Source organism: Alloacidobacterium sp., assembly GCF_035631355.1.
In the GTDB taxonomy this organism is placed as follows: domain Bacteria; phylum Acidobacteriota; class Terriglobia; order Terriglobales; family Acidobacteriaceae; genus Alloacidobacterium.
Genome location: NZ_DASQIX010000048.1, coordinates 66674 through 85348 on the forward strand (window position 1 = coordinate 66674; position 18675 = coordinate 85348).

Sequence of the window (18675 nt, forward strand, 5' to 3'; positions counted from 1 at the left end):
GGCTATGCCCGCTAATTTTCGCAGCGCGCTGCAGCAATTTATCCGCGAAGAAGCCAAACCTATAGAAAAATACGGCCACCAGCCGCGTCTCTATGCGCTGACAAAGAGCATTGGCAAAGGCATGCAGTATGACGACGATGTTGTTTTTGCCGCAGCCTGGTTGCACGATCCCGGCGTCTTTGGCGGTCATCGGCCGGAAGATCCGGCAGCGCTGACATGCTGGGATCACGTGCACTATGCCTGTGAGCGCGTTCCCGGCATTCTCTCAGAAACGCAGTTCCCTGCTGAGAAGATTCCAACAGTGCTCGCCGTAATCTGCGAGCATCAGCCGCACGATGAGCCAACCAGCATCGAGGCCACGATCCTGCGCGACGCCGACATTCTCGAACAACTGGGCGCAATTGGCATCCTGCGTACTGTCTGCAAAATTCGACGCGACACGCGCTATGCAACGTTTACAGATGCGGTGCAGGCGCTACGAAAAAGTCTCGACACGCTGCCGGGCAAAATTCGACTGGAAAGCACAAAGCGCCTGGCGGAGCCGAAAATCATTGCGCTCAGAAATTTTCTGGATGCAGTCGAATCGGAATCCGCAGGCGCTCTGTTTTAAGCCTCATTCGCTCCGTGGCACTTCTTGTACTTCTTGCCCGAGCCGCATGGGCAAGGATCGTTGCGACCCACCTTGTCGCCAGTCCTGCGCTGCGCCGGAGCTTCGGCACTGCCGCTGCCGGCCATGCGCGCGTGTTCAAGCTCGCGTTTCTTCTTGCGCTGAAACTCGCGCTCGATCTCGTCAATTGTCGTCGAAGGCTGACGGGTGGGAACCGATGGAAGTTCATGCCCAGCGGGAGGATGATGGCCATTACCATCGGCTGAAGCTACCGGAGGCGCCGCTGGAACCGCGGGCCGCGGACGTGATGGAACCTGTATTGGCTGCCCATCCGGGCCGACTATCTGCATCAGGAAGAGGAAGCGCACCGTATCTTCCTGGAAGCGCTCCATCATGCCCTCGAACATGTCGAAGGACTCCTTCTTATAGGCCACCAGCGGGTCCTGCTGACCGTAGCCGCGCAGTCCAATACCTTCCTTCAGGTGGTCCATATTGAGCAGATGGTCTTTCCACAACCCGTCAAGCACGCTGAGCATGATCATGCGTTCGTGAAGACGCATGGCCTTGTCGCTTACGATCTGCTCTTTGGCTTCGTAGCGGTCTTTCATCCGTTCAAAGAGTGTCTCGCCAAGTTCGTGCCGTGTCATCTCGGCAATGTTGATGCCTTCGGCATCCACATCCAGCCCAAACTGCGAGACGAGCTTTTCTTTCAGGGGCTTCAGTTCCCACTGGTCGGGATGCAGCTTCTCCGGCGTGTGCTCATCGAGCAGGTTGCTCAAAATGTTGGCGACGTAGTCCTCGATGATTAGTTCTTTCTGATCGAGCCCTTCCAGCAACTGGTGCCGTAGTCCGTAAACGGCCTCGCGCTGCTTGTTCATTACGTCGTCGTATTCAAGCAGGTGCTTTCGGGCCTCAAAATTCTGCGATTCAACGGCCTTCTGCGCAGCCTCAATGCGCTTGGAGATCATACGCGACTCAATCGGCACGCCTTCTTCCATGCCGAGTTTTTGCAGCAGCGTCCCCACCCACTCCTTGGCGAAGATACGCATCAGGTCATCTTCAAGCGACAGGTAGAAGCGCGATGCGCCGGGGTCGCCCTGGCGTCCCGCGCGTCCGCGAAGCTGGTTGTCGATGCGCCGCGACTCGTGCCGTTCCGTGCCGATGATGTGCAGGCCGCCGGCGGCAATCACCGCCTCATGCTCATCGGCCGACTTCGCCACATACGCGGCGTAAGTGTTGTCCCAGGTTTCCTGTGTGGTCTCGAATTCCTGCCCTTGATAGTAGAAGCGCAGCATTCCCGGCGCAGCCATCGGATTCAGCTTGCCTTCGGCGACGCTGATGGCGCGCGCCGCGCCCTTCTTCACCAGGTCCTGCTTGGCGACAAATTCCGAGTTACCGCCGAGGAGAATGTCTGTGCCGCGGCCCGCCATGTTGGTCGCAATCGTGACCATGCCCAGTCGGCCGGCCTGCGCCACAATTTCAGCTTCGCGCTCGTGGAACTTCGCGTTCAAGACGACGTGCTTCACGCCCTTGCGCTGCAGGATTTGCGACAGCAGCTCCGACTTCTCAATCGATGTGGTGCCAACCAGCGCAGGCTGCCCTTGCTCGTGCAGTTTGGCAATCTCATCCGCCACGGCAAAATATTTTTCCTTGGCCGTGCGGAAGACCACGTCGGGATTTTCTTTGCGCAGCAGCGGTTTGTTCGTGGGAATGACGACAATGTCGAGTTTGTAGATGTTGTCGAATTCCGCTGCTTCTGTCTCCGCCGTGCCGGTCATGCCGGCGAGCTTAGTGTAGAGCCGGAAATAATTCTGGAAGGTAATCGTCGCGAGCGTCTGGTCCTCGCGGCGGATATTCACGCCTTCCTTTGCTTCCACGGCCTGATGCAGGCCGTCGGACCAGCGGCGCCCCGGCATCAGGCGGCCGGTGAACTCATCGACGATGATGACCTCGCCGTCCTTCACCACATATTGCACGTCGCGCTTGTAAAGCGAATGCGCCTTGATGGCGACTTCGACATGGTGCTTCAGGTCCCAGTTTTCCGGGTCGGCGATGTTGCCGATGCCGAGCAGCTTCTCGATCTTTTCCCAGCCCTCATCGGTCACACTAATGGTCTTATGCTTTTCATCGACCGTATAGTCGCCAGTAAGGATTTTTGCCTTGTCCGGGCCTTGTTCAATCTCCTCGCCCTGCTCCAGCCCGGGAATAATGCGGTTCACGCGGGCATACTTGTCAGTCGTTTGGTCAGTCGGGCCGGAAATAATGAGCGGGGTGCGCGCTTCATCGATCAGGATCGAGTCCACTTCGTCAACGATGGAGAAGTAGTGGCCGCGCTGCACGCAATCGGCCAGCTCAAATTTCATGTTGTCGCGAAGGTAGTCGAAGCCGAACTCGTTGTTCGTTCCGTAGGTGATGTCGGCGCCGTAGGCTTCGCGGCGCTGGTTGTCGTCCAGATCATGTACGATTACGCCGACTTTCAGGCCGAGGAATTCGTAAATCTTGCCCATCCATTCGGCGTCGCGCTTGGCCAGATAATCGTTGACAGTAACGACGTGAACGCCGTGTCCGGCAAGCGCGTTCAGATAGCATGGCAACGTGGCAACCAGAGTCTTGCCTTCGCCGGTCTTCATTTCGGAAATCTTGCCTTGGTGCAGGACCATGCCGCCGATCAGCTGCACGTCAAAGTGGCGCATGTTTAGAATGCGACGTCCCGCCTCGCGAACGACCGCGAATGCCTCAGGCAGGACCTCATCAAGTGCCTGCTTTTCGGCAGCCTTGCGTTCCTCGGCGTCATCAATGCCTTCAAGCGCCGCGGCAACACGCGCTTTAAACTCCTGCGTCTTGGCGCGAAGCTCGTCGTCCGACAGCCGCTGCACATCCGGCTCCATATCGCTAATCGTCTGGACGACAGGCAGCAGTCGCTTCACCGCCCGCTCATTACTGGTGCCAAAAACCTTGGTAAATGCACTACCGATCAAAGCACATTCCTCGATGCAACCAATCCGGTTGGTTGTCAACTATTATTTTAACTGGAGGATTGCTTAAGCGATTACCCTTTTGTTTCAGGTCTGCCGCCTTGGAGGATTCTCGGAGATTTTTGAGATCTCGTGAGTTTTGACTTTAGTTTTAGTTCGAACTCTCCAGAGCGTTTTAAGCCCCTGTTTGACTTGACCGCCGCAAAATATCTGCGTGCCAGAGTCGATGTAACACAAGCCCTCATTGCATGGTAACCAGTATACTGTCTTGTAACTTTTTCTTTGCAATGAGGGCAAATATAGCTTACAAATTTTGGCTTCATTAAGATCTTTCACAACTCTCGGACAGCGATGCTAGCGTGGGTTTTTGCACGATGTCTCAATATACAGGATGAGTAAATGGATTCCTGATGGTCAGCCCGCCGATCTTCTGGCCATCCTGCATATCCTCGGAGTAGAGCGTATCGCACTTTGCTTCGACAGCAGCAGCAAGGATCAATGCGTCATAAATCTGATATCCGTACTTCGCTGCAATCGCAAGCGCAGCCTGATGTGTCCGAATAGTCAGCGGTGTTGGCTTCCCACATAAGGAGCGAATAGCGTCAAGCCCTTCCGTGATCTGTTTCCACTGCATTTTCAGTTTTCGCCGCGCTACCGCCACAAATTCATTCAGAACCTGAACGCTGATGAAACCGCCACGAATCAAAAGCTTCTCTGCAATTTCAGCGCGCCGATCCCCTTCAGAAATCGCATAGATCAGGACTGTGGTATCGAAAAACGGCCTATCGCTCATGCGCAGCCGCCCGTTCGAAAACAAAGCCGGCGGGTAATGGACGACGAAGCTTCCGCAGGCGTCCGGCAGCTTCCTCCCTGTTGCTGTCCCTGCTTATCGCGAATTTACGCCGGCCGGCAATACGCACCTCAATCTGGTCGCCTTCCTTCAGCTTCAATGTTTCGACCACCGCGGCAGGCAAACGTATTGCCAGGCTGTTTCCCCACTTCGATACCTGCATGCCTACTACTCCTTGATATACAATATATTTGTATATCAAAGGATTGCCAATTATCTAATGCGAGTTCACTTCGCCCGCGGATGCGTCCGGTCATAAACCTCAGCAACCTGCCCGAGCGTCAGCTGCGTGTATCGTTGCGTAGTTGATAGCCGCTCGTGGCCGAGCAGTTCCTGAATCGCGCGCAGGTCCGCGCCTTCTTCCAGCATGTGAGTACCAAAGGCATGGCGCAGCGTGTGCGGATGCACCTCAGCAGGCAGTCCGTTTGCAATCGCCAGCGCCTTTACAATACGGCCCACGCTGCGCGTAGTCAGGCGTCCGTCCCCGCGCAGCTTCACATTCAGCAGCAGCGCATCTGACTGTCTCCCGACTACATGCAGTCGCACTTCGCGCTGCGGCAGATACGCGCGCAGAGCCTGCGCCGCCGCATCGCCGAGCGGAACATAACGTTCCTTCCGCCCCTTGCCGCGCACCAGAATCGCTTCGTTCGCCCAGTGAATGTCCTTGAGATCAATTCCTACAAGTTCCGCATTGCGAATGCCGCATCCGTACAGCAACTCAAAGATGAGACGGTCTCGCTCCGGCCATGCAGCGACGTCTTCCGATACGGCTTCGACGGCGCGGTTCATCTGCTCGATCGTCGGTACGCGCGGCAGATGCTTGGGCAGCTTCGGAGTAGCGACCAGCGCAGCCGGACTCTGCTCCACAAATCCCGCGCGCGCCAGCCACTTGAACCACGAGCGGATCGCCGCCAGCGACCGCGCCGCTGATGCCTTCGACAGTCCCTTCTGATAAAGCGTGCCCAGATAGGCGCGAATGTGCTGGTGTTCGATTCGCCTAATTTCGACTCCCGCACCGAACACCGCTGCCAGGTACGCCGTAAAATCGCGCAGTTCGCGCTCGTACGCGCGCAGAGTATGTGGAGATGACCCGCGCTCATTCCGCAATGTGGATAGAAAGCGGTCAACAAGCTGAGCGATCTCAGGCCTCGTGGTCACTCTCGCCTCTTACGGAACAGCACATCAAGCGTCCATTTGTCAATTGCAGTGCATGCCAGCAAGAAGGCCGCCGCCGAATAGACAAACACTCCATAGTTCAGTGGCACATGTACTCCCAGCACAAAGGTCATCGACAGGGCAAAGATCAAAGTCAGCAACCCCGCGACAAGGCCGGCAGCCCGCGTGCAAATGCCGATGGTCAACGCAATTCCCACGACCGTTTCAGCGAGAGTCGCAGCCCAACCGAGTACCGGAACCAATGACGCCGGGCTCCACGGATTGAGCTTCGCGGTATATGAGAGGAAATTATGAAAATTGCCCCACGCAACTGAGGGCGTTCCTGCAGGTCCCCAGACTCCAAGGCGGTCCGCAACTGCGGAAAGAAACCCGGCGCCGAGTGACAACCGCAGGAAGAACGACGCCAAGTCCGTCCACATAGCCTTGGACGAGGTTCCTGCGCTCATCATCCCTCCTGCTCTGTGCGTCTGGCTCTCGGATGGTGCATCCGGTGCACCGCCTTCAGCCTTCCCAGCGCAAGATGCGTATAAATCTGCGTCGTCGCAATGTCGGCGTGTCCAAGGAAAGTCTGCACGGTTCGTAGATCGGCGCCGCGTTCCACCATATGCGTGGCGCAACTGTGCCGCAGCTTATGCGGACTGGCATGACTGTCGCTCGATTTCACCAGCCGCCACACCCACTCGCGCGAAAGTGCTTTGCCGCGCGTGGAAAGGAAAAGCTGGTTCGCGCGACCGCTGTGGGCCAGCGCTGGACGCCCGCGTTCGAGATAATCATGAATCGCCTTCAAGCATAGCGCACCGAGAGGCACGATGCGTTCCTTGTCTCCCTTGCCGCGGACAAGCGCACGTCCGGCATCAAGCGAGAGATCGGCCACGCATAGCCCTGTCAACTCTGAAACGCGCAGCCCGCCCGCATACAGCAATTCGAGGATCGCGCAATCTCGTAGCGCAATAGCGTCAACTTCAGGATGATCGGCGGCCGTCGCGGCGCGCTCCAGCATCGAATTCACTTCGGCTGGCGCGAGCGATTTAGGCAGCACCTTCCATGCATCCGGCGATTCCAGGTTCATCGTCGGTTCATGCCGGATACGCTTATCCAATAACAGCCATTTGTAGAAGCCGCGCAGACAGGAGAGTTTGCGTGCCATCGACCGCGACTCAACGCTGTGAGTCCGCAGATGTTCAAGGAACCCGGCCACCTCCTGCTGCCGCGCCGTCAACAGCAGCGCGTTCCCGCTTTTCAGATATTCAGCAAATTGCAGCAGATCACGCTCATAAGCCTCGCAGGTCAGCGGGCGCAGTCCTTTTTCTACGCGCAGATACGTCAGGTATTCGCCGATCAGCTCCGTGTTGCGGCCTGTGCTCATATTTTAATTATCTGCATCGAAGAACAGCCTGGAAGCCGCAAGATGCACCCTGAACCAAGTTCACCAACGCTTCACATTCCCACCGTGCAAAATGCGAGATCATCACTGACAATAGAGTTTGAAGGAGCGATTCTTGACCACGCTGCACACGGCGCCTGCCGACCAATACACCCGCGAAGAATTCCATGATGCCGTTATGGCGGCAAAACCGAGGACCGCTGTCTTCGATTGTGACGGCACTCTCTGGACGGGAGACGCGGGATACGGCTTTATGGTTTGGTCGATTGAGTCCGGGCTGGTCTCGCGCAACACCGCCGATTGGGTGGACACGCAATACCGCGCCTACCGGGCCGGCAAAGTCTCTGAGGCTGAAATGTGCGGCGAGATGGTGCAGATGTATGCCGAGCTGGGCGAGGACGAGATGCGCCACGCCGCAGCGACTTACTTCCGCACGCACATTGAAGCCAATATCTTTCCCGAGTTGCGCAAGCTCATCGCTGACCTGCAGGCCATCGGGACCGGGCTGTGGGCAGTCAGCTCCACCAACAACTGGGTGATTGAGGAAGGCGTGGCCCGCTTTGGCATTCCCGCATCGCGCGTGCTGGCGGCAGAAGTCCGCATCGTCAATGGGCATGTAACCAGCGACCTGATCGATGTTCCCACAGACGAGGCCAAAGCCACTGCGCTTGTTCGCGCGGACGTGCCGCACCCGGATTGCGTCTTCGGCAATTCCATCCACGACGAGGCAATGCTGAAGATTGCGAAGCACGCCTTCCCGGTAAACCCAAGTCCAGCTTTGCAACAAAGCGCTGCTGAAAATGGCTGGATAGTCTTCTATCCGGCATCGGTGATGAAGGACAGCAAGAACTAAATGTTCAGAAGATGCTGTCATCCTGAACGCAGTGAAGGATCTGTATTTGCAGCAGCACGAAAAGGGTGCCCACCCCTATCGCGTAGTTTGCGATAGGGTGGGAGAGTACGAATCACATGCGCATCGTCTCCTTACAGCCCAGCGTGTCTGTCATCCTCGATTGCCTCGGCCAAATCGACACCCTCGTTGCATGCACGCGCTATTGCCTCGACGTTGTCCCCGAGTTGCGCCGACGCAATCTTCCGCTTGTTCACGACGCATGGACAACAACCACCGATGAACTGACCGTCCTCAGACCTGATCTCGTCATCGCATCGGTTCCCTACCGACATGAATCGCTGGCAGCCATCCTCAAAGCCAGCTTCCCTGTCCTCGCGCTTGCTCCACATTCCATCGCCGACATCTATAGCGACATCCGCCTCATCGGCTCAATTGTTCATGCACCTGAAAGAGCCGCAGCTGTCATCAACTCCATGCAGGCGGCCATCGCCGAAACCAGTAGCCGTACGTTAGCGGCAAGCAAGCGTCCGCGTGTCTACTGCGAGGAATGGGGTAAGCCGCTCATCCACTCGCAACACTGGGTCAAGGAGCTTGTCGAGGCCGCTGGCGGCGAGTTTGTCGGCCTGCCCGGCGCGGTGACGAAAGCTGAAATCATCATCGCAACGGATCCCGACGTGGTGGTCATGGCATGGTGCGGAGCGGGTATGCGCGTTCCGCTCGAGCGAACTGTGGAAAAGCGCGGCTGGCAGCAACTTCGCGCCGTCAGCGAGCGCCGTGTCTTCTGCATCACGGAAGAATTGCTGAACACGCCCGCGCCTACGCTCATCGGCGGCATGCGCGCCCTGGCTTCTGTCATTCACCCGGAAATTTTCGGCCCCATGCAAAGTCCGCAACTGCGCTGCATCGATTTTGAGTCTGAACCGTCTAAACTGGTGTGAGCGTGGAGGATACCGAGACTCAAAAACCCGGCGCACCGGAAGTGAAGTCCGCTTCTGTCCGGTTTGTTGTCGCCGCGCTTATTCTGCGCGGAGATGAGGTGCTGATTTGCCAGCGCCGCCCTGATCAGGCCATGGCCCTTAAATGGGAGTTCCCGGGCGGGAAAATGGAGCCGGGTGAAGGCCCGGAAGAGGCGCTGATCCGCGAACTCGAAGAAGAACTGGGAATCCGCGCAATGATCGGCACGTTGGTAGCCCATGTGCGCCACGCCTATCGTAACGGCGGCTCGGTTGATCTGCAATTTTTTGCCGTTCATCGCTTCGAGGGCGAAATCACAAAGCACATTTTCAATGATCTGCGCTGGTGCAACCTGCGTGACCTTCCCGGCTACGACTTCCTCGCCGCCGATCGCGGCCTCGTCCGCGACCTCGCCGCGGGAAAATTGCTCTAATCACCGCCCCGCTTCTTCGCCCCTGCTTCCTGGCCTAATTCCGCGTCCAGCATATCGAATTCACTTCTGTTTCGCCCCGCTGCTTTTGCGCGGTAAAGAGCACTGTCCGCGGCCAGCAGCAAATCATATGCGCCAGTATTCTGCTGCGGGATCAGCGTAGCGCAACCAACGCTCAAGGTCACAATTCCATATGGACTTCCTGTATGACGCCCAGCAGCCGCGCCACGGACGGCATCCAGTTCAACGGCCCCTGCTGTGTTGTTTTTTCGATACTCGCGTCCACCCGAAAAGCTGTCCCCTCAGCGCGCAGATACTTGCCCACGCACTACAACCATTTTCTGATGATTACTTATTGAAGAACAGAATAAGCCCGTGGTTGTCCACAAGGAAGCGCGGGACGCGCGCTGCCGAACGCTCAAAAGTCACCACTGCTCGATCTTAGAAAAGGATGAACGGGCTAAATCAGCCACCTATTGGCTTGCCCGTACGCCAAAATCGTAAATTCCCACCATCGGAGGTCCACCCAACACATACTGTCCCGGCGGCAAGGGCGTCTTCGGCGTAACCACGACTACCGTTTCAGACACGCGCTTGATATCCACTTGCTGAACACGCTTAGGCGGGAGCCAGCTGTCCCGCGAGCTGACCGCTTGTTCAATTTCGCGGTGGTCCTTCTTAATATCGACTGTACCGATCATAATCTGGCTCGGATTAAAGTTAGCGCTAATGCTGACGCAGAATGACGGGTTCGGACCTGTCGTCAACGGCGCCGCCGGATCTTTATAACGGTAGATCATGGTTTCACCCGCCCTCGGATTCAAAGGATTTTTGCCCATGTCTTTGAAGCCCTGCGAAAGCGAAACACTTTTTTCTTTTGGCATCTGGACGGCCAGCATCATTGTTTTCCAAGCCGTGCCGTCAAAGTAGGACACTCCATAGGTTGACGGGCACGGTACCGCCGGTCCACCATTACTGCTGCTCGCAGCAGGCGTGGCAGTTGCGCCTGCACTTGAAGACCCTCCAGCGCTGTGGCTGCGGGCATAAAAAGCCTTCCAGTCCGCAAATGATTTTTTCAGCTTCTCCTCATCTGTGCCGGGCAGCGGAATCATCTGCAGGTCGCCGTTCATCGACAGGATCGTTCCCACAACTTTCCCGGCGCTATCAAAAACCTGCGCCGACTGGCCCGTGGATAGAAATTTGTAAGTGTAGTCATCCCACTTGATCGTCTGGTTCGCCAGTGAGTTCTGGCCGCACACGCCCATCGCAGTCAAAGCCAGGACACAACAGACGAATACCCTGAACATTCGCAGCAATGGCATCGGCAGCCCTCCCCTAAAAGGCTGGCCAATTATACGTCGCACCTGTTGAGCAGATTGAAAATTATTGCAGGAGACTGGGCCTGCGTTAACGCCGCCGCGAATGATGTATCGTTATCACGCGTCCGAAAATCACATTCCCAATAAGGCGGTACACATTCAGGAATGCCTGTTTCCAGACATCTGACTCTCAGCATTGCGCTCCTTCTCGCCGGCCTTATCCCAGCTTCTATTAAGGCCGAAGTCCGTCTTCCCAACGTCCTCAGCAGTCACGCCGTGCTGCAGCGCGACCAGCCCATTCACATCTGGGGCTGGGCCGACCCCGGCGAGGCGGTCACAATCCATTTTCACGACCAGAACCACACCGCCAGCGCTGACGACCTCGGCAAATGGAGCGTGTGGCTCAAACCGGAGGAAGCCGGCGGCCCGTACACTCTCACCGCGCAAGGTAAATCCGGACCCGGCCTCACGCACTCTGATCTCCTCGTGGGCGACGTGTGGGTCGCTTCTGGTCAGTCGAACATGGAGATGCCGCTCAACGGCTTTCCCGGCAGTGCTGTCCTCAAGAACGCGGAGCAGGAAATCGCCAACGCCAACCTGCCGACCGTCCGGCTGTTGCGCATCGAGCACACACCCTCCTACTTCCCGAAAAACGACGTAACAGCGACGTGGACCGAGTGCAATCCGCAAACCGCCGCCGAGTTCTCCGCCGTGGCCTATTTCTTTGGCCGCGACATCAACACGCGCGAGCATGTGCCTATCGGACTCATCGACTCCACCTGGGGTGGCACGCCTGTCGAGGCTTGGATGAGCATGGACGGCATCGGCTCCGACGCTGGCCTGATGCCCATGTTTGCTTCATGGGCGCATTTCTCTGATGACCTGGCTGACACCGACCTCATCGTCGCGAGAGAGAAGCGCGAAGACGCAGCCGCTGAGGCTGCGCACCAGCCTAAGCCTGACCATCCGTGGCATCCGGACGCCCGTTCCTGGGAGCCAGCAAACCTTTACAACGGCATGATTGCGCCGCTGGTTCCCTACACGATTAAAGGCGTGATCTGGTACCAGGGCGAAACTAACAGCGCCCTCGATCGTGCCCCCTACTACACGCGCTTCTTCTCGGCCATGATTCAGGACTGGCGCACAAAGTGGGGTGAAGGCAACTTCCCATTTCTCTATGTGCAGATTTCGAACTTCTACTCGCCACAGGAAGACTGGGGCCAGCTTCGCGACAAGCAGCGGCGGACTCTTGCCGTCGCCAATACCGCCATGGCCGTGACGCTCGACATCGGCTCCAGAGACAACGTACATCCACCTGATAAGCAGACCGTCGGTGCTCGCCTCGCTCTCGCCGCCCGCGCTTTGGTTTATGGAGAACCGCAGCTTGAGTACTCCGGCCCGCTCTTCCGCACAGCAACCGTTGAAGGTTCATCCATGCGCGTCTGGTTCGATCATGCGAAGGATGGACTCGCCGCGCACGGCCCACAACTTGAGGGCTTTGAAATCGCGGGAGCCGACGGGAAATTCGTCCCTGCTACTGCCAAGATCGACGGCTCAACCGTCGTCGTCCAGGCCGCGAGCATAAGCCAACCGCAAGCCGTGCGTTACGCCTGGCAAGGCTGGACCGACGCCAACCTTTTCAACAAGGATGGCCTGCCAGCATCGACCTTCACGTCAGAATAGGTTTCGAAAAGCGCATGACTCCGGGTGCCCCATCCTATCGCGCAGTTTGCGATAGGGTGGGAACGCAAGAATGCTACTCGTGACAAACCCGTCATAGCTTCGCCAGCACATCCTCGCCTTCAATCCTGACCTCATACACCGGCACTTTCGACGCCAGCGGATGCGCTTCACCCGTCTTCAGATCGAAGGCCCACGCATGCCACGGACAAATAATCTTGCCGTCTTCGATCATTCCCTGCCCCAGCGGTCCGCCGCGATGCGGGCACACATTGTCCATCACGGAAATCGATCCGCCATCGTTGGCGACGCAGAAAATTCGTTCGCCTACTGTAATTTCGCGGGCCTCACCCGCAGGCGGCAAATCAGCCCTGCCGCAAATTCGCACAAACTCTGACATTCGTCTTTCCCTGAAAACAGATTGTCATCCTGAGCAGAGTCAATGATCCGCTTTGCCCCATCGCAACGGACATCCGCGCTGCGTGCTACGCTCATCTTCAGAATGCCCGATCAGCCCCCATCGAATCCACCTGAAGGCAGCGAAGTGCGCCTATGGTGCCCCAACTGCGCGCGAGAGGTCAGCGATCCGCTCGTGTGTGGTGACTGCTCCGCAGTCATTTGCCGCGTCTGCGGAACGCCGCTCGAATCTGCCGACGAGCTCGCTTTCGGATAAACTTCTTGCCACTCTGAGCAAGAGAAGGATCTACGGGTGCCCCATCCTATCGCGCAGTTTGCGATAGGGTGGGAGAGTAAAGAATTCAAATATCGCTCATGTCAAAGCACCTGAGAGCCCACTCTGAAGCCCACCACGCAGGATGGAACGACCCGCTGCGCCCGCAGAAACCGCTCATCAGCGGAAAATGGCTGCTTTCCGCAATCGCCATCACGTTGGGAATGTCGGCCACCTGCGCTTACGCTACGCTCTGTCTGCTCTTCTATCAGGGAAGCTGGCAGTTTCTCTTCCATCCGTCGCATACGGTCAGCGTCAGCCCAAACATCCCATATCAGAACATTCAATTCGACGATACAGAGACAGGCAAGCCGCAGCTCACCGGCTGGTGGATTCCTGTTGACTCCACCACCCGTTACTCAGGCAACACCATCCTCTACCTGCACGACGGACGCGGCTCGCTCTCCGACTCGATCACGCAACTTGACACGCTGCATACGCTCGGCATCAACGTCTTCGTCTTCGACTATCGTGGCTTCGGCAGAAGCGCCGATCCTCACCCCTCCGAAATCAGCATGAATCAGGACGCTGACGCCGCCCTCGCCTATCTGACCGGCACGCGCCATCTGCCTACGCATTCTTTGATCCTTGATGGAATAGGTCTTGGGGCAACCATCGCCGTCAATACCGCGGCCCGTCATTCTGATATTCCTGCACTTGTTCTGGAAAACATCAGCCCTGACGCGCTTACTATTTTCGCCGCAGACAAGCGTACAAAAATTCTCCCCGTGCGCCTCCTCACCAGCGACCGCTTCGATCCGACAGAAACTCTAAAGACTCTGCAAACTCCGAAGCTCTTCATCGAACGGGCCAATGATCCGCAAACACACTATCTGTTCAGCGTTGCCGCCATGCCGAAGCAGTTCTTCCAGATTGCGCCAAAAGACCAGACTCTGTATCTCGAAACTTTGCAGCGCTTTCTGGACGAACTGCCTCCGCACCCGTAAACTGCAAACACTTTTCTTCACATACAGGAGCAAGCCCCGATGTTCACATGGCTCGACCGTTTCCGCCCGCTTGCGGTGCTCATCGCCCGCATCGTTCTCGGCGTCATCATGATTGTCCACGGATGGCACAAGATATTCCCGCGCGGCTCGCTCTACAACTTCACCCAGATGGTGGGACACCTCGGACTGCCTTCCTGGCTGGGCTACGTTGCCGCGTTCACTGAGTTCTTTGGCGGAGCGCTGCTGATTCTCGGCCTGCTTGTTCCCATCGCGGCCATTGGAGTTGTTATCGACATGGCCGTCGCAGTGCTCAAAGTGCACCTGCATCACGGGCTCACTGGCCCTATGGGATTCGAGTTTCCGCTTGCTCTTTTAGTGCTGGCTCTGCTGATTCTGGTTAGCGGATCAGGTCATCTGGCGGTTGATTCGCGGCTGGGAACCGGCGTGAGGCGGCATTAAGCGATCTTTAAAGTTAAACTTTCATGATATTCAAGAAGTGATTGCTCTGTAAGTTGGCTCCGGGAAACACCAAGTCGAGATTTCTAGCGCCAACCGTCTTGTAGGCAGCCTCGCCAAGCACCTGCCGGAAGTCCGTCGTAATGGCCAAATCTCGGCCTTCGTAAAGTTGGTTCTGGTGCATTCCCGGCCATTTGCCATACACCCGGCCACCCTGGACGACTCCGCCAACAATGAACATCACATTGGCGTGGCCATGGTCGGTGCCGCCGGTTCCGTTCTGATGGACAGTCCGGCCAAACTCTGACATGGTGACCAGAACGATATCGTTGGCCTGGTCGTCCATGTCCGTCCAGAAAGCGGCTATGCCTTCACTGAAATCCCGTAACCGGTTGGCCAGTTGCCCATTGACGTTGCCTTGGTTCTGGTGGGTGTCCCATCCGCCGATATCGGTGAAGGCGGCCTCAACGCCGAGGTTTGCCTTTAATAACTGCGCCACCTGCCGCAGGCTGTTTCCAAAAGGCCCATTGGGATAGATTGCGCCCGGCGCAGGCGTGTACTTCGCCGGATCGGATGCCTGCAGCATCTTCACAGCCTCAAATGTTTCCGAGCCTGTGCCGTGCAGGACAGCACTCACGCTGTCGGCATACATCGCCTCGAAACTGGCGGCAACTGGAGCAGCAGCCGGATTCTGTCCGCCCACGCTGAAATCGCGGACATTGTTCACGGCAACGGCGGGAATTTTGCCTTCCAGCGTCCGCGGGACCTGCGTGCCCAGCGCGACCGCGCGGAAGGCGGAATGTTTCCGCGCGGCGCAACACGCGTCTTCGGCTTGCAAGGCCCGATTCAGCCAGCCGTCGCTTGTCGCTTTGACTCCGGGAGTGCCGCTCTCCATGTAATCCTGCGCATCGAAGTGCGACCGCGTGGGGTCAGGCGATCCGCAAGCATGGACGATGGCAAGATGGCGCTGGTCCCACAGCGGCTTGAGCGGCTGCATCGCCGGATGCAGCCCGAAGAACCCGTCCAGATCGATGACCTGATTCTGCTGGATCGCAATGGTGGGCCGCATCTGGTAATAGGCGCTCTCGCGGTGCGGAACGACGATGTTCAGCCCATCCGCCGCGCCGCGCTGGAAGATCACGACCAACTTCTTGCCCTGCGCCTGCGCCGTTGTGGCCTGGGCCAGCACTGTCCGCGTAAGAAAGCTGGGGATCGCGGAAGTGCCGACGACGGCCATTGCTCCGCCCTTCATGAATGCTCGTCGCGTAATTGGCATTGGTACTCCGCCCGGTCAGCCGACCACTTCTGCAAACGGCATCCTAACGCGAAAGTTGCGGCTGTATGCGACTCTGCCCGTCAGTACAACGAAAATCCTGCAAGCTGCCTCAGACTAACGAAGACTAATCCGAGGGTTCTGCATGAAAGTGACCGGCATTGTTTTGATCGTACTGGGCATTATTGCCTTGATTTACGGGGGCATCACCTATACCACCCACAAGAAAGTCCTCGACATAGGACCAATCCAGGCGGAAAAGAAAGAAACCCATAACATTCCGCTGCCGCCTGTTCTCGGTGTGATTGCCATTGTCGGCGGAGGCGCGCTCTTAGTGTTCGGCAGCAAAAGCCGCTAACCCGTGGTTCCGTTTTGGCTTTCTAACCCCACCCCCATTTTTTGCAAGTTCCTCCAGTGAAGGAATTTAGGAGGCATCGCAATTTTCAAAGAGCATGTCACAAATGAGAAAGCCCGGCTTGTGCCGGGCTTTCTTTTCTTGCTTTCAGTATATGGGCCGTGTCAAGAGGAGCCCCCTACTTCAGCCAATGGAACAGGGAGGCCAGCCAGGCCCCGGCCATGGAGATGGTTACTTCACTCCCGCGCGGAGAACCGCAACCGTTTCACCGTGCGGAAGCTGCGCCTGCTGGGTGCGAGTCTGTTCTTCCAGTTTGGACTCCGGGATTTCCCCGTTCAAGTCCGCAGCACTGCAAAGTACGTCGTGCAGGAAGTACTTGTCACCATACTTCTTGAAGACAAGCTCGGCGCCGCTGGGTGATGTGTCATAAGCGGCATAGGTCACGGCCATTGTATGGAACCGCATGTCCCGGCTTTGAATGAAAATGACATTCTGGGCTGCATGGCTGACCCAGTAAGTCCCGGCAGGGAACGCCCTGCTCTGAACGGTGAAGTCAAACGGGACCTTGAACTCAAGGGATTGAGCATTTGCGTTAGCGCCGCCCACCGAGATCAAAGCCGCCGCAAAGAATGCAAGTGCAAGTATGCGTTTCATGGTGGTTTTCTCCTTCTGCGAGGCGCCTTTTCCGGCTGCCTCATGAGGCATGAAACCGCTCTTTGCGCCTGGTTTCAAAGGAACTGCCCGTGAATCCTCCGTGAACTGCTAACCACCAATGACGCAGGCAAATACAAGGCTCTGTGAACTGTTCCGAAGCGGTAGACTCGGCTTCGAATCGGGTCCTCGGGAAGGAAATGGACTTTGGTGGAACAGCCACCATTTCTCTGGGAGTAAACCAGACCACGGGTTCGGGCCTCGGTAAGGCGGAGGGCTGGATGTGCCAACACCTGCCAACGCTGTCTATCAATTCGGCCAGTTTGAGGTAAATGCGGCCTCGGGCGAACTGTTCAAGAACGGAAGGCGCGTCAAGCTGCAGGAGCAGCCATTCCGGCTCCTTGTTGTGCTGCTCGAAAAAGCCGGAGACATCGTTACCCGCGAAGAACTGCGCAGCCGCATCTGGCCCGAAGACACTTTCGTCGATTTCGAAGGCAGCCTGCGCGTCGCCGTGCGCAAGCTGAGAGATGCGCTGGACGATGACCCCGAAAGTCCGCGCTACGTCGAAACGATTCCCAAGCGAGGTTATCGCTTTCTCGGGCCGGCCACCCGTCCGGGAGAGCTTCGCAGCGGATTTCATTCTCTTGCCGTGCTGCCCTTCACCAACGGGACAGGCCCCCCGGAAGCGGAATATCTGAGCGAAGGAATCAGCGAGAGCATCATCAATCTGCTTTCGCAATTTCCCGATCTTCGGGTGGTCCCACGGACTTCTGCTTTTCGCTACAAAGGCCTTGAGACCGAGCTGAAGAAAGTCGGGCGCGATCTGAATGTCGATGTTGTTCTCACCGGTACAGTAACGCAGCGTGGCGACAGGCTGATCGTTCAGACGGAACTGGTGGATGTAGCGAATGACACCCAGCTCTGGGGCGGGCAGTTCAATCGCACGCTCGAAGACATCTTCGAATTGCAGGAAGAACTCGCGCGCCGCATCTCTGAAAGCCTTCGGCCGCGCTTAAGCCCGGACGAAGACAAATTCCTCAACAAACGACCAACGGAGAACCGAGAAGCGTACCACCTCTACCTGAAGGCGATGTACTACGCCAACAAATGGTCGCCCGAAGGAATCCAGAAGGGAATCGCGTATTCGAAACAAGCCATTGAAATCGACCCGCTCTTTGCCAGAGCCTATGCCGGCCTGGCCTACATTTACATCCTTCTCGGCATTTTTGGCGGACTGCCGCCTTCCCAGGCATTTCCCATGGCAAAGGCAGCCGCGCTCAAGGCGCTCGAAATTGACGACAGCATGGCAACCGCTCATGCCTGTCTGGCATACCTGCTGCTCGCATACGACTGGGACTGGGCCGGCGCAGAAAAAGAGTCCCGCCGAGCCATCGAATTAGCCCCGAATATTCCCGGAGGCCACTACACGCGGAGCCAGTGGTGCCTGGTCAATCGACGTCCCGAGGAGGCTATCGCCGAAGCACGAATAACGCTGGAGCTCGATCCGCTCTCGTTGCCCAACCACCAGCTTCTTGCCGGAACATATCACATGCTCGGAGAATACGACGCGGCAATCGAGCAAGCCCATAAGGCACTGGAGCTTGACTCATCCTTCACTCCCGCGCAGTTGCTTCTGGCCCTCTCTTATGCCTATAGCGGAAGATCTGAGGAGGCTTTTGCCCAAGCGGAGAGAGCCGGCGCCTTTTCAGAAGGCAACGCTCAGACGAATATTCTTCCGATGGGAATAGGAGGAATCATTTATGCCCTCGCCGGTAAACACGCCGAAGCGCGGGCAGTCGTGGCGAGGCTGTCACAGTCTCAGCCACCTTATCAATACATCTCCGCTCACGGCTGCGCCGCGATTCACGCACTCCTGGGCGAAAAAGACCAGGCGTTCCAATGGATCGAAAGAGCCCTTCCCGGCCGCGGCCTCTTTCAACTGAACATCAGACCGGAATTCAAGAACCTGCACACAGATCCACGGTTCAGCGACCTGCTGCGTCGCATGGGTCTTCCTGAGTGAGCATCCGGGCTC

22 protein-coding genes are annotated in these 18675 nt (G+C 57.3%); 10 read left to right on the forward strand and 12 right to left on the reverse strand.

The window, feature by feature from the left end:
- Positions 1-4 precede the first annotated feature (4 nt).
- Complete coding sequence (locus VEV40_RS08550) at positions 5-610, forward strand: HD domain-containing protein (protein WP_324831605.1); 606 nt, start codon at positions 5-7, stop codon at positions 608-610.
- On the opposite strand, the gene secA is transcribed toward VEV40_RS08550, so the two are convergent.
- From secA to VEV40_RS08580, 6 genes are all read right to left on the reverse strand, one after another.
- On the reverse strand, positions 607-3585 hold the full coding sequence (gene secA, locus VEV40_RS08555; RefSeq protein WP_324831606.1) for a preprotein translocase subunit SecA: 2979 nt from the start codon (positions 3583-3585) through the stop codon (positions 607-609). The genes VEV40_RS08550 and secA overlap by 4 nt on opposite strands.
- A gap of 376 nt (positions 3586-3961) precedes the next feature.
- Positions 3962-4375, reverse strand: a complete 414-nt coding sequence (locus VEV40_RS08560) for a PIN domain-containing protein (protein ID WP_324831607.1) — start codon at positions 4373-4375, stop codon at positions 3962-3964.
- A complete protein-coding gene (locus VEV40_RS08565) occupies positions 4365-4595 on the reverse strand; it encodes an AbrB/MazE/SpoVT family DNA-binding domain-containing protein (RefSeq protein ID WP_324831608.1) in 231 nt (76 codons plus the stop codon). Before VEV40_RS08565 ends, VEV40_RS08560 begins: the two co-directional genes overlap by 11 nt.
- A gap of 65 nt (positions 4596-4660) precedes the next feature.
- A complete protein-coding gene (locus VEV40_RS08570) occupies positions 4661-5590 on the reverse strand; it encodes a tyrosine recombinase XerC (RefSeq protein ID WP_324831609.1) in 930 nt (309 codons plus the stop codon).
- Positions 5587-6057: a DoxX family protein gene (locus tag VEV40_RS08575; RefSeq protein WP_324831610.1), complete on the reverse strand. Its 471-nt coding sequence runs from the start codon at positions 6055-6057 to the stop codon at positions 5587-5589. Before VEV40_RS08575 ends, VEV40_RS08570 begins: the two co-directional genes overlap by 4 nt.
- Positions 6054-6974, reverse strand: a complete 921-nt coding sequence (locus VEV40_RS08580; protein ID WP_324831612.1) for a tyrosine recombinase — start codon at positions 6972-6974, stop codon at positions 6054-6056. The genes VEV40_RS08575 and VEV40_RS08580 overlap by 4 nt, the downstream gene beginning before the upstream one ends.
- 133 nt (positions 6975-7107) lie before the next feature.
- On the opposite strand from VEV40_RS08580, the gene VEV40_RS08585 reads away from it, so the two are divergent.
- The 3 genes from VEV40_RS08585 (at position 7108) to VEV40_RS08595 (ending at position 9232) form a co-directional block, all read left to right on the forward strand.
- Positions 7108-7845, forward strand: a complete 738-nt coding sequence (locus tag VEV40_RS08585; protein ID WP_324831613.1) for an HAD family hydrolase — start codon at positions 7108-7110, stop codon at positions 7843-7845.
- Positions 7846-7961: 116 nt separating this feature from the next.
- Entirely contained in the window at positions 7962-8783 is an 822-nt protein-coding gene (locus tag VEV40_RS08590) for an ABC transporter substrate-binding protein (RefSeq protein ID WP_324831614.1), read from the forward strand.
- A 2-nt stretch (positions 8784-8785) separates the two neighbouring features.
- Positions 8786-9232 carry a (deoxy)nucleoside triphosphate pyrophosphohydrolase gene (locus VEV40_RS08595; RefSeq protein WP_324831616.1) on the forward strand — a complete coding sequence of 149 codons (447 nt, stop codon included), beginning with the start codon at positions 8786-8788 and terminating at the stop codon, positions 9230-9232.
- Here the strand turns inward: VEV40_RS08595 and VEV40_RS08600 are convergent.
- The 3 genes from VEV40_RS08600 to VEV40_RS08610 form a co-directional block, all read right to left on the reverse strand.
- On the reverse strand, positions 9229-9414 hold the full coding sequence (locus VEV40_RS08600; RefSeq protein ID WP_324831618.1) for a GGDEF domain-containing protein: 186 nt from the start codon (positions 9412-9414) through the stop codon (positions 9229-9231). The two genes, VEV40_RS08595 and VEV40_RS08600, sit on opposite strands and share 4 nt — an antisense overlap.
- Positions 9411-9554 carry a hypothetical protein gene (locus VEV40_RS08605; protein WP_324831619.1) on the reverse strand — a complete coding sequence of 48 codons (144 nt, stop codon included), beginning with the start codon at positions 9552-9554 and terminating at the stop codon, positions 9411-9413. The genes VEV40_RS08600 and VEV40_RS08605 overlap by 4 nt, the downstream gene beginning before the upstream one ends.
- A 148-nt stretch (positions 9555-9702) precedes the next feature.
- Positions 9703-10551 (reverse strand): hypothetical protein, encoded by an 849-nt coding sequence (locus VEV40_RS08610; RefSeq protein ID WP_324831621.1) that lies wholly within the window; start codon positions 10549-10551, stop codon positions 9703-9705.
- Positions 10552-10713: 162 nt separating this feature from the next.
- Between VEV40_RS08610 and VEV40_RS08615 the strand changes: the two genes are divergently transcribed.
- The gene (locus tag VEV40_RS08615) at positions 10714-12231 is read left to right on the forward strand and encodes a sialate O-acetylesterase (protein ID WP_324831622.1); all 1518 of its coding nucleotides are present in this window, start codon (positions 10714-10716) and stop codon (positions 12229-12231) included.
- Between the two features lie 91 nt (positions 12232-12322).
- Here the strand turns inward: VEV40_RS08615 and VEV40_RS08620 are convergent, their stop codons facing one another.
- A complete protein-coding gene (locus VEV40_RS08620) occupies positions 12323-12628 on the reverse strand; it encodes a Rieske (2Fe-2S) protein (protein WP_324831624.1) in 306 nt (101 codons plus the stop codon).
- Positions 12629-12670: 42 nt separating this feature from the next.
- Here VEV40_RS08620 and VEV40_RS08625 point away from each other — a divergent pair, with 42 nt between their 5' ends.
- From VEV40_RS08625 to VEV40_RS08635, 3 genes are all read left to right on the forward strand, one after another.
- Positions 12671-12901, forward strand: a complete 231-nt coding sequence (locus VEV40_RS08625) for a hypothetical protein (RefSeq protein ID WP_324831626.1) — start codon at positions 12671-12673, stop codon at positions 12899-12901.
- Between the two features lie 98 nt (positions 12902-12999).
- Positions 13000-13905: an alpha/beta hydrolase gene (locus tag VEV40_RS08630; protein ID WP_324831628.1), complete on the forward strand. Its 906-nt coding sequence runs from the start codon at positions 13000-13002 to the stop codon at positions 13903-13905.
- A 39-nt stretch (positions 13906-13944) separates the two neighbouring features.
- Complete coding sequence (locus VEV40_RS08635; protein ID WP_324831629.1) at positions 13945-14364, forward strand: DoxX family protein; 420 nt, start codon at positions 13945-13947, stop codon at positions 14362-14364.
- Positions 14365-14377: 13 nt separating this feature from the next.
- Here the strand turns inward: VEV40_RS08635 and VEV40_RS08640 are convergent, their stop codons facing one another.
- On the reverse strand, positions 14378-15637 hold the full coding sequence (locus VEV40_RS08640; RefSeq protein ID WP_324831631.1) for a DUF1501 domain-containing protein: 1260 nt from the start codon (positions 15635-15637) through the stop codon (positions 14378-14380).
- Positions 15638-15779: 142 nt separating this feature from the next.
- On the opposite strand from VEV40_RS08640, the gene VEV40_RS08645 reads away from it, so the two are divergent.
- Positions 15780-15992 (forward strand): DUF3185 domain-containing protein, encoded by a 213-nt coding sequence (locus VEV40_RS08645; protein WP_324831632.1) that lies wholly within the window; start codon positions 15780-15782, stop codon positions 15990-15992.
- A gap of 228 nt (positions 15993-16220) precedes the next feature.
- Here VEV40_RS08645 and VEV40_RS08650 read toward each other — a convergent pair whose 3' ends face one another.
- Complete coding sequence (locus VEV40_RS08650) at positions 16221-16643, reverse strand: hypothetical protein (RefSeq protein ID WP_324831633.1); 423 nt, start codon at positions 16641-16643, stop codon at positions 16221-16223.
- A 280-nt stretch (positions 16644-16923) separates the two neighbouring features.
- Between VEV40_RS08650 and VEV40_RS08655 the strand changes: the two genes are divergently transcribed.
- A complete protein-coding gene (locus tag VEV40_RS08655) occupies positions 16924-18663 on the forward strand; it encodes a winged helix-turn-helix domain-containing protein (protein WP_324831634.1) in 1740 nt (579 codons plus the stop codon).
- Positions 18664-18675: the final 12 nt, after the last annotated feature.